At 63.5% G+C, this 11,924-nt stretch carries 19 protein-coding genes and 1 pseudogene; 11 read left to right on the top strand and 9 right to left on the bottom strand.

Translation table 11 applies throughout. The features are described from left to right. Positions 1–23: 23 nt before the first annotated feature. Positions 24–2,359: pseudogene (ligD, locus tag AC1DN0_RS18955) on the bottom strand (DNA ligase D). A 317-nt stretch (positions 2,360–2,676) separates the two neighbouring features. Between ligD and AC1DN0_RS18950 the strand changes: the two are divergent. Next, positions 2,677–3,030, top strand: a complete 354-nt coding sequence (locus tag AC1DN0_RS18950) for a hypothetical protein (protein WP_441635073.1) — start codon at positions 2,677–2,679, stop codon at positions 3,028–3,030. 168 nt (positions 3,031–3,198) lie between these two features. Next, entirely contained in the window at positions 3,199–3,393 is a 195-nt protein-coding gene (locus AC1DN0_RS18945; protein ID WP_441635071.1) for a hypothetical protein, read from the top strand. Between the two features lie 35 nt (positions 3,394–3,428). Here AC1DN0_RS18945 and AC1DN0_RS18940 read toward each other — a convergent pair whose 3' ends face one another. After that, positions 3,429–4,307 (bottom strand): lipid A biosynthesis lauroyl acyltransferase, encoded by an 879-nt coding sequence (locus AC1DN0_RS18940; RefSeq protein ID WP_441635069.1) that lies wholly within the window; start codon positions 4,305–4,307, stop codon positions 3,429–3,431. Positions 4,308–4,465: 158 nt separating this feature from the next. Further along, positions 4,466–4,705: a hypothetical protein gene (locus AC1DN0_RS18935; RefSeq protein WP_441635067.1), complete on the bottom strand. Its 240-nt coding sequence runs from the start codon at positions 4,703–4,705 to the stop codon at positions 4,466–4,468. Between the two features lie 309 nt (positions 4,706–5,014). On the opposite strand from AC1DN0_RS18935, the gene AC1DN0_RS18930 reads away from it, so the two are divergent. The 6 genes from AC1DN0_RS18930 to AC1DN0_RS18905 all read left to right on the top strand — a co-directional run bounded on the left by AC1DN0_RS18930 (position 5,015) and on the right by AC1DN0_RS18905 (position 7,847). Further along, positions 5,015–5,218, top strand: coding sequence for a cold-shock protein (locus AC1DN0_RS18930; RefSeq protein ID WP_006157950.1), 204 nt, complete (start codon positions 5,015–5,017; stop codon positions 5,216–5,218). Between the two features lie 98 nt (positions 5,219–5,316). Beyond that, a complete protein-coding gene (locus AC1DN0_RS18925; RefSeq protein WP_441635096.1) occupies positions 5,317–6,168 on the top strand; it encodes a trypsin-like peptidase domain-containing protein in 852 nt (283 codons plus the stop codon). 60 nt (positions 6,169–6,228) lie between these two features. After that, entirely contained in the window at positions 6,229–6,513 is a 285-nt protein-coding gene (locus AC1DN0_RS18920) for a hypothetical protein (RefSeq protein ID WP_035860860.1), read from the top strand. Positions 6,514–6,612: 99 nt separating this feature from the next. Further along, complete coding sequence (locus tag AC1DN0_RS18915) at positions 6,613–6,954, top strand: hypothetical protein (protein WP_441635065.1); 342 nt, start codon at positions 6,613–6,615, stop codon at positions 6,952–6,954. Between the two features lie 99 nt (positions 6,955–7,053). Beyond that, complete coding sequence (locus AC1DN0_RS18910) at positions 7,054–7,338, top strand: hypothetical protein (RefSeq protein ID WP_035860866.1); 285 nt, start codon at positions 7,054–7,056, stop codon at positions 7,336–7,338. A 134-nt stretch (positions 7,339–7,472) separates the two neighbouring features. Beyond that, complete coding sequence (locus AC1DN0_RS18905; RefSeq protein WP_441635063.1) at positions 7,473–7,847, top strand: hypothetical protein; 375 nt, start codon at positions 7,473–7,475, stop codon at positions 7,845–7,847. 63 nt (positions 7,848–7,910) lie between these two features. Here AC1DN0_RS18905 and AC1DN0_RS18900 read toward each other — a convergent pair whose 3' ends face one another. From AC1DN0_RS18900 to AC1DN0_RS18890, 3 genes are all read right to left on the bottom strand, one after another. Further along, on the bottom strand, positions 7,911–8,165 hold the full coding sequence (locus AC1DN0_RS18900; RefSeq protein WP_035860870.1) for a hypothetical protein: 255 nt from the start codon (positions 8,163–8,165) through the stop codon (positions 7,911–7,913). An 80-nt stretch (positions 8,166–8,245) separates the two neighbouring features. Continuing rightward, positions 8,246–8,467, bottom strand: a complete 222-nt coding sequence (infA, locus tag AC1DN0_RS18895) for a translation initiation factor IF-1 (protein WP_006157957.1) — start codon at positions 8,465–8,467, stop codon at positions 8,246–8,248. Between the two features lie 73 nt (positions 8,468–8,540). After that, positions 8,541–8,840, bottom strand: a complete 300-nt coding sequence (locus AC1DN0_RS18890; RefSeq protein ID WP_477111686.1) for an isochorismatase — start codon at positions 8,838–8,840, stop codon at positions 8,541–8,543. Between the two features lie 485 nt (positions 8,841–9,325). On the opposite strand from AC1DN0_RS18890, the gene AC1DN0_RS18885 reads away from it, so the two are divergent. After that, positions 9,326–9,526 carry a hypothetical protein gene (locus AC1DN0_RS18885; RefSeq protein ID WP_035860872.1) on the top strand — a complete coding sequence of 67 codons (201 nt, stop codon included), beginning with the start codon at positions 9,326–9,328 and terminating at the stop codon, positions 9,524–9,526. 58 nt (positions 9,527–9,584) lie between these two features. Here the strand turns inward: AC1DN0_RS18885 and AC1DN0_RS18880 are convergent, their stop codons facing one another. Continuing rightward, positions 9,585–9,827, bottom strand: a complete 243-nt coding sequence (locus AC1DN0_RS18880) for a hypothetical protein (RefSeq protein WP_276288522.1) — start codon at positions 9,825–9,827, stop codon at positions 9,585–9,587. 207 nt (positions 9,828–10,034) lie between these two features. Next, positions 10,035–10,304 carry a hypothetical protein gene (locus tag AC1DN0_RS18875; RefSeq protein WP_035860875.1) on the bottom strand — a complete coding sequence of 90 codons (270 nt, stop codon included), beginning with the start codon at positions 10,302–10,304 and terminating at the stop codon, positions 10,035–10,037. Positions 10,305–10,481: 177 nt separating this feature from the next. Between AC1DN0_RS18875 and AC1DN0_RS18870 the strand changes: the two genes are divergently transcribed. Both AC1DN0_RS18870 and AC1DN0_RS18865 read left to right on the top strand, forming a co-directional pair. After that, positions 10,482–10,673 carry a hypothetical protein gene (locus AC1DN0_RS18870; RefSeq protein WP_441635058.1) on the top strand — a complete coding sequence of 64 codons (192 nt, stop codon included), beginning with the start codon at positions 10,482–10,484 and terminating at the stop codon, positions 10,671–10,673. Positions 10,674–10,847: 174 nt separating this feature from the next. Continuing rightward, complete coding sequence (locus tag AC1DN0_RS18865; RefSeq protein ID WP_035860877.1) at positions 10,848–11,069, top strand: hypothetical protein; 222 nt, start codon at positions 10,848–10,850, stop codon at positions 11,067–11,069. A 362-nt stretch (positions 11,070–11,431) separates the two neighbouring features. On the opposite strand, the gene AC1DN0_RS18860 is transcribed toward AC1DN0_RS18865, so the two are convergent. Further along, positions 11,432–11,924, bottom strand: a 493-nt coding sequence (locus AC1DN0_RS18860) for a tripartite tricarboxylate transporter permease (protein ID WP_477145901.1), incomplete at its 5' end; no start/stop codon positions are given.

The following is an 11,924-nucleotide window of genomic DNA, read 5'->3' as shown; positions in this document are numbered from 1 at the left end:
CAGGCAGGGACCGGCAGGGCCGCTCAGAGCATCATCAGCTTGATCGGCTTGGTCAGTGTCTGCCTGGTGGTGGCATAGCCGGCCCAGGGATCCTCCTGCCGCGCGCGGAGGCGTTCGTGCAGATTGGTGACGGTCCACCGCGCGCTGGATTCGATGCTGTCCAGCTCGTCCCAGTCAAGTGGCACGGAAACGCCAAGCCCGGGACGCGCCCGCGCGGAAAAGGCGGCCGCCGTGGTGGCGCCGAAACCGTTGCGCAGGTAGTCGATAAAGGTCTTGCCGACGCGGTTGCGGGGCCCGCTCCTGGCCACGAAGCGTTCCGGCACGATGCTGGTCATGTGCAACACGACTTGCCTGGCGAATTCCTTGACGGTCTCCCAGTCGTGGCGCGCGGAGATCGGTACTACTACGTGGAGGCCCTTGCCACCGCTGGTCTTCAGGAAGCTGCGCAGGCCCAGCTCATCCAGCACGGTTTTCATCATCGCGGCGCCTTCGCGTACGTGGTTCCACGGCACCCCTTCGCCGGGATCCAGGTCGAAGACCACCCGGTCCGGCCTGCCAAGCGCGCGCTTGTTGGCATTCCATGTATGGAACTCGATCACGTTGAACCGGGCTGCCGCGACGATGCCCGCTTCCGTGGCAATTTCAAGCAACGGCGGATGGTCCGGCCATAGCGCGGGATCGAGTGTGTTGATGCCGGGCATGCGCAATGCATCCCCATGCTTCTGGAAGAACAGCTCGCCGTCGATGCCGCTGGGGCCGCGCACCAGCGCCACGGGCCGTCCGCGCAGATGCGGCAGCAGCAGCGGGGCGATGGCCTCGTAGTACCCCACGAGGTCGCCTTTGGTCAGTCCGGTCGAGGCATCGATGACGCGCCCGGCATGGCTGATGCGCGCGCGCGGTGCGGCAGATGCTTCGGGCGTTGCCTTGGCTGTCCCGGTGGAGCGTGTCGCAGGCTTGTTCTTGTGCTTCCGCTTGCCATCCGGCCCGATCTGCGCAGCGCGTTCCACCGCGACCGCGGTGGCCGGCTTGTCGGTGCGCAGGCCGTGGAATACGGCATGGCGCACACGGCCTTCCTGCGTCCAGTTGCCGAAGGAAATCTCGGCCACGAGCTTTGGTTTCACCCAGTGCGATGGCATCCTGCCTGCCGGCTGGCCCGCGTAAGCGGAATCCAGCGGCGAGGCATCCTGCCGCAGGGCAACGAGCCTGCGCGAAAGGCTGGACAACGTATCCGCATCGAAGCCAGTCCCGACCTTGCCGGCATAGCGCAGCCGCCCGCGCTCGTCATGCACGCCGAGCAGCAGCGCGYCGATCCCCTGGCGGGAGCCGGCGGGATCGGTATAGCCGACCACCACGAACTCCTGGCGCTGCGTGCACTTCAGTTTGATCCAGGCGCGTGAGCGTGTCGACACGTAGGGCGCATCGGCACGCTTGCCGATCACGCCTTCGAGCCGGAGTTTGCAGGCAACCGGCGGCCAAGGCCTGCGACAGCCTGCGCCAGTCCGCGCAGCTTGCTGGTCCAGTCGTTGCCGTTGCGCGTGAACAGGCGTACCTTCTTGCCTTCGACGCGGGCGAGCAGGCGGTAGCCGTCGAACTTGATCTCGTATAGCCATTCGTCATCGGCCGCCGGTGGTTTGTCGACCAGGGTCGCCAGTTGCGGTGCCAGCATGAGAGGCAGGGCGGCCGACCTGGCGGCGGACGGCATATCGTCGGGACCCAGGGAGGCCGTGGCCTGGCTGACGGCACGCGCGGCCTTGCGTTCCGCGTTTTGCGCCAATCTGCCCGCTGGCTTCGCGCTGGCTTTGCGCTGGCCGGGCAGCACGCTGTCGGGCAGTGCTTGCACGATGTCAAATGACGCCGCCGCGCGCGCTTCTTCGTCGCGCTCCTTGATCAGCAGCCAGGCGGGCTTGTCCGCATCCTGGTCGCGCCTTGCGTCCATGCGTACCAGCGTCCAGTGCCCGTGCAGTTTTTCTCCATGCAGGGAGAACTTCAGCTTGCCTTCGCGGTATCCCGCATGCGGGTCGCCGGTGGGCACCCAGGTGCCGCGATCCCACACGATGACCTCACCCGCGCCGTATTGCCCCGCAGGAATCACGCCCTCGAAGGAGCCGTAGTCGAGCGGATGGTCCTCGACCTGCACAGCCATGCGCTTGTCGGCGGGGTCCAGGCTTGGCCCCCTGGGCACCGCCCAGCTTTTCAGCGTACCGTCGAGTTCCAGGCGAAAGTCGTAGTGCAGGCGCCGGGCCGCGTGTTTTTGCACAACGAAGGACAGCCTGGCGGCAGGCTTGACCTTTGTCCCCCTGGGCTCGCTGGTGACGCTGAAGTTGCGTTTCTGGCGGTATTTTTCCAATGGTCCTGGCATCTCGTACACCTTGGAAGGCAGGTYAGCGATAGTCCGAGCAAGGCGGCCGGGGGAGCGGGGGAATCAGCCCGGCCGCCAGGGTTGTGCGCAATGCGTCGCAGCAATCGTGCCCGGCACATCTGAAGATGTTAGCCAAGGGAATGAATCCTGCATGGAGACGGGGCACCTGCGCTTGTGCCGCGCCCAGGGCGCGCGAGCGGCCCCGCCTGCCAGGCCGCTGGCAGGCACTTACCGGACAAGGATCCCCCAGTTTGTATTTTCTACAACCACCGCGGGCCACGGTTTGCAATATATGCCACGCTGCCGCCGCTTTGATAATGTCCACGATAGCCAGGAAGCCATCGGCCCGCCAGGCATGGCAGGTGGCGCTCGGCATTGCCGCCGTCGCACTCGGCCTGCGGGCAGGCGTCGCCTGCGCCGAGGTGGCCGAGCCGGCGTCTTCCGTGGAGGCGGCGCAGTGCGGGGATCTGATCGCGATCGTGCGGGATAGCCTGGATAGGGAGGTGGCGGTGTCTTGTGCCCGTTCCGGCGCTTCGTCGTGCAGCGAGCGCAAGCGTCCCCTGCTTGCCATCACGACGTATATCCAGCAGCGCACTGCCGCCGGCAGCGACGATTGCGAGACATTGCTCGAGGTGAATCGCCGGCTGCGCGCGTTGCCCGCAAGGCACTGACAAATCCTGTCCACGACAAGCTGTTGCGCTGCGGCCCGGGCGGTGCCGCATTGCCATGGCGGCTAGCCAGATGCCGGCAGAGGGCGTGGCGGTGCTACCATTCGCGCTGCTTGCCAGCGTAGGCATCATGCCCAGGCGGCGGACTTCGACCTTTGCAGGGGAATCTGGATGGATCCGACAGTAGTGATCAGCACCTTCGAACGCATTGCCAATGACGAGACGGTCGAGCTATCGGTGGACGACGCCGTGGCGGGGCTGGCAGCGCTGCTAGCCAGCGAGGCGTTTTCCGACGCGGCGCGGGCGCTGCTGGAAAAGGTGGGCGCCACGCTCTATCGCGTGAGCATGGACGGCCACCAGGACTAAACGGCGGCTGCTCGCACTGGTGGAGCGGTGCCGTCTCAATAGACGGGGGCCTCGCCATCCGGGCGGTGCTTGAAGCGGCGGTGCACCCAGTAGTATTGCTCCGGCATGGCGCGCACCTGGGTTTCCAGGAATGCGTTCATGCGCAGCGCGTCGGCCTTCTCGTCGCCCGAGGGATAGCCCGCCATCGCATCGAATATCTTCAGCTTGTAGCCGCGGTAGCCGGGCAGGACCGAGGTTGTGAACGGTATGACACGCGCACCGCTAAGCGCGGCGAGGCGGGATACCGAKGTAAGCGTGCAGGCCTGGACGTTGAAGAACGGCACGAATACCGAGTCGCGCAAGCCAAAGTCCATGTCCGCGGCGAGCATCAGCGGCGTGCCGGATTTAAGCGCCCGCAGTGCCTGCCGCACGCTGCCGTTGCGCGGGATCATCTCGGTGCCGAACCTGCCGCGCTGCTGCCTAGCCAACTGTTCCAGCAAGGGGTTGGACATCTTGGAGTAGAGCGAGGCCACCGGGTGCCTGGTCGAATAGAACATGCAGCCGGCCTCGATCGCCACGAAATGGAACCCCAGGAAAATGGTCGGGCCGGCGTCGGCATTGCCGAGTTCGATGGCGGAGTCCAGTTCGACGAGGTCGTTCAGCCTGCCGGCGTCGCCATACCATTGCACGCCGCGTTCCAGGTAGCTCCGAATCACATGGCTGAAATGTGCCTCGCCCAAAGCATGCCGGTGCGACTCGCTAGCATCCGGAAAGCACAGCCGCAGGTTGGTCTGCACGACGCTGCGGCGCCGGCTCGGAATGCGATAGAGCAGGGCGCCAAGGCCCATGCCGATACGTGCGCACACGCTGTAGGGTAGTGCGGCGAGCAAACGCAGCAGGCTGATGGTGAAAAAGAGTCCGATGCGCTGGATCATCCAGGTCCTGAAAGATTACCGCGCCGCGTGCTTCGCGCCGCCGCAGCGCGGTTTGCGCGGGCGTGCGGCACGGTCTCAGTGAGATCGCGGCAGTGAGTGGTGAGGGCCAGCGGGAGCAGCGTGCCGACGACGATGGGAAATGGCCCTGCCGGCCTATGTCACCGCAGGTCCTGAGCCAGCGTTTGTTGCAGGGCAAGTTGCCAGCCCTGCGTATCGACGTTCTTTTCGTCGCGGTAGATCCAGCTGGTGGCGCAAGCCTGGCACACGAAAGTGCTGATAGTGCTCGCGGGGCGGCGTGGCACCTTGATGCGCTGCGTGTCGGTGATCCTGAGCATGGCATGCCCCGGCGAACCACCGCGGTTGGCTTCGATGGCGAGGCAGGCTGGGCAAGGCGACATGCGGAATCCGGCAGCGGTAGGTGGGTGACTGTAGCACGTTCATGTGGCCACAAACCGTCGTGGGCGAGGGGTGCCCGGACGCTAAATCGGGCCCACCCGCCATCCTTGGCGCACTTTCTTTGCGGGCACGTTGACATGCCCCTTCCATGCCTGTATTGTTGTTGATGCAGGATCTTTCAAGCGGTTACTCAGATGTTATGGATCGTCCCTCCAAGCGGCGGTTCGTTTGCTCCATGTTCCTTCCTTGATCGTCATGCCTGGTGAGCAACAGGCTCATCCAGAACTTTTAAGGTTTAAAGGATATCCAGCATGGAAACCGGTACCGTCAAGTGGTTCAACGACTCCAAGGGCTTCGGCTTCATCACCCCTGACGCAGGCGGCAACGACCTGTTCGCGCATTTCTCGGAAATTCAAGGCGGCGGTTTCAAGTCGCTGCAAGAAGGYCAGAAGGTGCGTTACGTCGCAGGCGTTGGCCAAAAGGGCCCCGCAGCGACCAAGATCGAGCCGATCTGATCGAGCCGAATCGAATCGCCTAGAAAAAGCCCCGCCTAGCGGGGCTTTTTTTTACCGACCGGGAATCAGCGAGGCGCCTGCGCCAAATCATCATGCCTGTGGTCGAATCCATCCTTCTTGCCGCCGTCCGGGTCTCGTCTTTCGACGGCCAGCAACCGCTCACCAATGCGAGTGGCTTTTTTTTCGAGCGCGACGGGCGGCTCTTCGTGGTGACCAGCCGCCATGTGCTGCTCGACGAGCCGAGCAAACATCACCCCGACCGCATCGAGATCGAACTGCATAGCCAGCCGGAGAACATGGCCGACTCGATCGGCTTTTCGATTCCGCTGTACCGCGATGGCCTTGCGGTCTGGCGGGAAGGCGAGGATGGCGGCGGTCCGGTCGACGTCGGGGTGGTGGAGCTGGAGCGCAAGGCGCTGCCGCCGAAGCTTGTCTACAGGGCTTTCACGCCGGAGCACCTGGCGCGGCCGTCGGACCACGTCGAGGTGGGCGATTCGCTGTTGATCGTGGGATTCCCGCTGGGTTTTCATGATGCGCTTCATCATCTGCCGGTGGCGCGCCAGGCGGTGGTCGCATCCGCTTACGGATTGCGTTTCCAGGGCCAGGGTTTTTTCCTCACGGATGCAAGGACCCATCGCGGCACGAGCGGTGCGCTGGTGGTCTCGCGCATGCGCGATGGCCGGGGCGAGAAACTGGACCTGCCGTGGATGCTGCTGGGTATTCACTCTGCCCGCTTCGACGTGGGTTCGCGCGACCTGGCGGAGGACGAGGTGCTCGGACTGAATTCGGCCTGGTATGCGGACATGCTGCTGACCCTGACCGAGCCGGCGAAGGCGGCGCCAGCAAGGACGGCTCCGGGCGCGGCCGCACCTGTTGCCGCCACGCCAGCCACGCCGTCCGCCGGGTCGCCTTCCCCGGCGCCTTCCATATCTCCAGAGCCGCCAAAATAAAGGTGATGATGCTGCGCCTATAGGAGTAGAGTGGGGATCAATGTAACTGCGGAGCGCATCATGGACGCCAATCCGATTGCCAGCTACAAAGGGTTCGATTTGTACCCCCTCGTATTCAAGCATGCGGTGGTGCGCACGTGGCCGGAGCGCAGGCCCGACAGGACCTTCGATGCCGCCGTTGTGATCTGCCGGGAAGGTGGTGAACCCGAGGGCGAGAAAGCCCGTACTTTCCGCCTGGATACAGTGCCTTGGGACAATATCGGTGCCGCGCGCCGTGGTGTCGTCCGATACGCCGAGGACATCATCAACGGCGCGATCCCCGGGCAATCCGTCGTATCGCTCTGACGCCTGTCGCGATATGCGGCAGGGTCCGCTGTGGTGCGAGGGTGGAGCGGGTTCGCCCGCCGCGGCTGTATCGCCCATCGGCCAGGCGACGGGCCGCTTATGCGCCTGGCCGGTGCCATGATAGATCTCGTTGCCTTCGTGAAGCCCGTGCTTGATGAGATCACCGGGCAAGATGTCAGGACCTGGATGACAGGACAGCGCGTAGTCACCGCGAACTGGCAGATCCCTGATGCCGGAAGCCTTGCCTGGTCCGCCAGGACGCTTGAAATCGAGATGGCGCAGGAAGTCGCGGAACAGCTGAGCAGTGCCGACCAGCGCGCCTTATATCAACTGCAACGCAGCCTTGACCGGTTTTTGCGCGCACGCCTTGGTGTCCATTGCAAGCAGGACAGGCCAGGGAAAGCGATCGCGATTGTCGTCGATCGCCTGATGGCTCCCTAGCTTGCCCCGCGCGGCCGCGCAATGGGTCCCGGCATTGTCCAGTGTGTGCGAATTTTTACGAGGCCCGCATCGGCGGCATCCAGCCGCCTGGAGCACTACATGAACAATACGCCTTCCGCCAGCTACAAGGGATTCGACCTCTATCCCCTGGTGTACAAGATTCAACCCGCGCAATCGTGGCCCAGGACCAAGCCTGACCGCAGCTTTACTGCGTCGGTGGTCATTTGCATCGAGGGTCATCGGCCCGGCAGCGAACGCACTCGCGTGTTTCGCCTGGAAAGCACGCCGTGGGAGAATATCGGTACGGCGCGCAGGGGGGCCGTGAAGTTCGGCGAAGATATTATCAACGGGCTGATACCCGGTGAGTCGGTGACCACGCTCTAAGGGTTGTGCCGGAGATGATTCCGGCGCAGCGGCGCGGCGTTGCCCAGCGCGACGTCCGGTGCGATGCCCGTGGCGTCGGGTCTACCTGTCAAATATTGCCGTGCGCATCGCGCCGGCCCGAGGGCGCATACGTCATGAACAAGGTTGCCACACCATCCAATTTCCTCTGCACGCTACCGGGGCAAGGCAAAGGCATCGCCTACCACGTGGCTGTCAGCTTTCTGGACTCCAGCCATCCGACAGGCGTGCGTTTCACCAGCTTCGTCGGCGACGGCAGGCGCTCGTTCGGGGTTCAGGCCAGGGAGGCAGCCCTGGCCGGCACGGCCGTCGACAGCTTCGAGGCGTTGTGCCGGCTGGCGATCGGGCAGGCGATTCGTGACAATTTGTATGACAAGGCCGGCGAGGGAGACTTCGTGCTGGACCTGGACGCGGAACCCTGGGAGGGCGAATTGCGCCCGGTCGGCTCTCGCGTTGGTGCCAGCGTCCCACGCATGCGTTTTCCCGGCTGAGCTTCCGCCGCTCACGGCGAAGGCACGGGCGCGTTGCGCGCCGTGGCCAGGCGTAATCGGAGCTTAGACCCCGAACGCCGGGCTGCCGAAGCGTGCCAGCAGCGTTTCGATCAGTGCCATGTCTTCCGTGCGCGGCGTCCTGTCTTCGGTTGCGCGCGACGGGCCGCAGTAGGTGGCGGCGACATGCCTGCGTACGGTAAGCACTTCATCGGCCGGGCGTTCCACCGTGACCTCGGGCCCRGGCACGTGGCGGTAGCTTCCGCCTACCCAGCCGCCCGGCGTCAGGTGCATCTCTTCCCATTCTTCGCTGATCGACATGTTTCTTCCTTTCATAAGAGAGTTGGGAGGGGGCCGCGGGTCTACAGCCTGACGGCGCGGCAGCGTGTCTGGCCTTGGTCTCAATACTTGTGACGGTAATTGATGCGGCCCTTGGTCAGGTCGTAGGGCGACATTTCCAGCGTCACGCGATCGCCGGCCAGGATACGAATGCGATTCTTCTTCAGGCGGCCGGACGAATATGCCCACACCTGGAAACCATTTTCCAGAATGACGCGGAAGCGGTTGTCCGGCAATACTTCCGATACTTGTCCACCAAATTCCACCAGTTCTTCTTTAGCCAAGGATGATCCTTTTGCAGCAAGTGCTGCTGCACATTAGGTTTAGACGCATGCGGGTTGCTTTTATGTGGCCGGCTTATTGCAGGCGCATGCCGGCAGCGACGCTCTCGGCCGCGCGTCGGGCGGCCTGTTTTGCCTGGGCTTCGGTGCCATGCGTGGCATGGCGCATCGAAACGTTGGCAACGATGCATTCGGAGCCGTTCTTGTATTCGGCGATCAGGTAGGTCGCAAACCACACGCCTGGCTCTTGTTGGATTGGGTACACCGATACGGTGTACGGATTGCCGCTGTTGCTGCGGTTGATGCCTTGATTGAAGCTTTGATTCAAAGTGCTGCCCTTGTGCGGGCGGACGATCTGAGGCAACGTTGAGCGCATCTCATGATGCGCCGCGTGCTCTCTTGGGGCGATCGGTCGCCGTGATTGAGTTGCCAGCCGCGTCAGGCCCGGCGCTGTTGCGCTAGGAAGGTGGCTGGTGATGAGTGGACCGTGCTTGCGCAGGCTGATGCGCCAGGTACATGCGCACAGGTTGCGGAGCGGACATGCCGCCGGGTCGGAAGGGTGATGGGCGGTTGCCGCCCTGAACGAATCGGGTGTACGCCCGACAGGCCGCCGTTAATGTTCTGATGATGTACGGCGACCGGCACGTTGGCGCCGATGACTAGATGCGGTCGGCAAACGGCCAAGACTGGCAATGATACCATTTTCCGTCTATCGGCGCTTGCGTCCGGATTTGGGCGTACGATAGGCAAGGCGTTGCGCGTGGCGCCGCTTGCGGCACTTTCGTGGCGAAGCGCCGCCAATCGTATCCCAGGGATGCCGGGGCCGGGCGCCGGGCAGGCCGCAACAGCGCGAGGTGGACGATGCCGGAGAGTTTTTTCTATAAGGGGCACTACGTCAACTTCGAGCTGACGCAGCGCACCTTCGGTCAATGGCACTGGATCTACACCCTGGACACGCACGGCCGCTTCGAAAACCAGGGCAGCGCATTCGGCACCCGCGAACTGGCCAAGGCCGACGCGCTGGAAAACGCCAAGGCACGGATCGAGCGCCTGGTCGAATAAAGTCCTGAATCCCGTCTGCAACGCATTCCGGATTCAGCACGCCAGGCGCTCGCCCGCCTTATTTCCCTTCGTTGGGAATGTTGTACTGCTCGCGCAGCGCGGTCGTGAAAGGCCGGATCTTCTCCAGGCAGGCGGCGCTGTCGCCGCCTTCCATGGTCGAGAGGTCCCAGTTGCATCCGCCTGCATCCGGCGCCTGCCAGCATACGTCGCCAAAGCAGGCACCGTTGCACTCCGTCCATTTTTGCTGCTCTGCGCGGATCATCGCGCGCAACTCCGCCTTGTTCTTGATTTGTCTTTCCATGGTCGTCTCCTGTGTTTTCGTGGGGAAGTGTTGCCGGGCGTGGCTGCGGCTGTGCCGGTCAGGGCGGCCGCGCGATGGACTGCAATTCCGGGCGAATCGAGGGGCCGGGGCGAAGTCCGTGCGTGGATGCCGCGTCGTGGAAAGACGCCGGTGGGGCATCGCTGGAGCGCGCGGGCATCGGACGGGAGAAACAAGCGCGGGGCGGGATTACTTTCGTTTGACGAAGGTGGACATATCGTCGATGACGGTCCTGGCATAAGACACGGCCAGGTCGATGGCATCGTGCGGCGTCTGCGCGATATGCTGGAGCAGCGGGGGCACCAGCCTGAGCGAACCGCTGTCGCCGCTGACCTGGGTGATGGTCACTGTCGCGAGAAATTTCGCCCGCGCGAGTTCGGCATCGGGACTGTCGTCGAACGAGCGACGCACATTGGCCGAAACCTTGAACCCCTTGTAGATCGCATGATTTTGAGACATGTTGATCTCCTTTCTTCAACGAGCATACGCTGTTTGCCCGGTGGTGTCCGATTTACTTTTCCGCATAATGGAAGGCGATGCTGTTATCGCGCGATAGCGATAACGAATGGCGATTTTCATGGTGCGAAACGCTTCCCGGTGCGCGTGATAATTCCCTGAATGCGGGAGTAAGCGGGTATGCTGGATCTGCCGCCTGGCAAGCAATGCAGTAACCACTCGTGGAGCATCACCATGGCCAAAGGTCAATTACGCGGCAATCGCGAAACCAAGAAGCCCAAGCAACCCAAGAAGCCGGTCGCCCCTGCCGCCCCGTTCGGTGCAGTCCAGTCGCGCGTCGGCAATGATGGCGCAACGGGCAAGAAGAAGTAATCTGGACGGGACTGAAGCGGTTCGGCCGGACCTTGCCATTCCTGCCCCTTGGCGGGAGGCCCGGGTGCTGCCGCTATGCGCGCGCCCAGCGCCTGGCATTGCTTGATGAAGCGACGTTCGCTAGTCAGCTGTCAGGGCGTTCAAAAATAGCGGGAGTGCAAGATGAGGCGTGACATGTCCTTCGCGGACCGGGTGCTGTCAGCACTGCGGTCCGACAGCCAGGCGATGATGACGGATCTTCAACTCGCCAAGGCGCTGGGCAATGCCGAGGCATCCAAGCTAAGTCACCATTTGCTGCTGCTTCAGGATTCGGGCCTGGTGGCCAAGACGGCCACCTCCGGATGGCGCCTGACCTGGGCGGGACATGACCGCGCGGAAGCGCACAGTGCGTCGTAGCGGGAACATGACCGGCCGTGCCGCCGGAGAGCATATTGCGCGCGATAAAACGACAAGGCCCGCAGCCATGGCGGCACGGGCCTGAAAACGCTATCGCATCGCTGATGCTATTTCTTGTCGGCGGGTTGCTCGGTTCGCGGATCGAACTGGCCGGGCTGGGAGGTCCGGCCTTTCTCGCCGGGTTGCTGGAAGTGCGTCTTCCAGGGCGTGGCCGGCGTTTTCCGCTGACCAGGCGGCCTGGGACAATAATTCATGAAGTACCCCCTCGGTGACCGACAGTGCCGGACCGGCACCTCTTCAGTGTAGGCGCGTGCCTGTGCTTTCCCTAGCGCTGTTACCAGTCAGGCACCCGCCGGCCCGTGTCATTCCTCCTGGAATGCTTCCTCGCGCTTGGCCTTGATCGACGGCAGCGCCACAATGCAGACCAGCAGCGCCGCGGCAATCAGCAATCCCAGCGACAGCGGAYGGGTCACGAACACTGTGAATTCGCCACGTGAAAGCAATAGCGCCCTGCGGAAATTCTCCTCCATCATCGGCCCCAGCACGAACCCCAGCAGCAGCGGCGCGGGCTCGCACTTGAGCTTGATGAACAGGTAGCCGATCACACCGAAGCCAGCCGCCGTGAATACGTCGAAGGTCTGGTTGTTGACCGAGTACACGCCGATGCAGCAGAAGGTCAGGATGGCCGGGTACAGGAAGCGGTAGGGCACCTGCAACAGCTTGACCCAGATCCCGATCAGCGGCAGGTTCAGGATGATCAGCATGAAGTTGCCGATCCACATCGAGGCGATCAGGCCCCAGAACAGCGCGGGGTTGCTGGTCATGACCTGCGGGCCCGGCTGGATGTTGTGGATG

Source organism: Cupriavidus sp. 05N39 (assembly GCF_056397325.1).
This window is presented reverse-complemented; position numbering and strand designations above follow the sequence as displayed.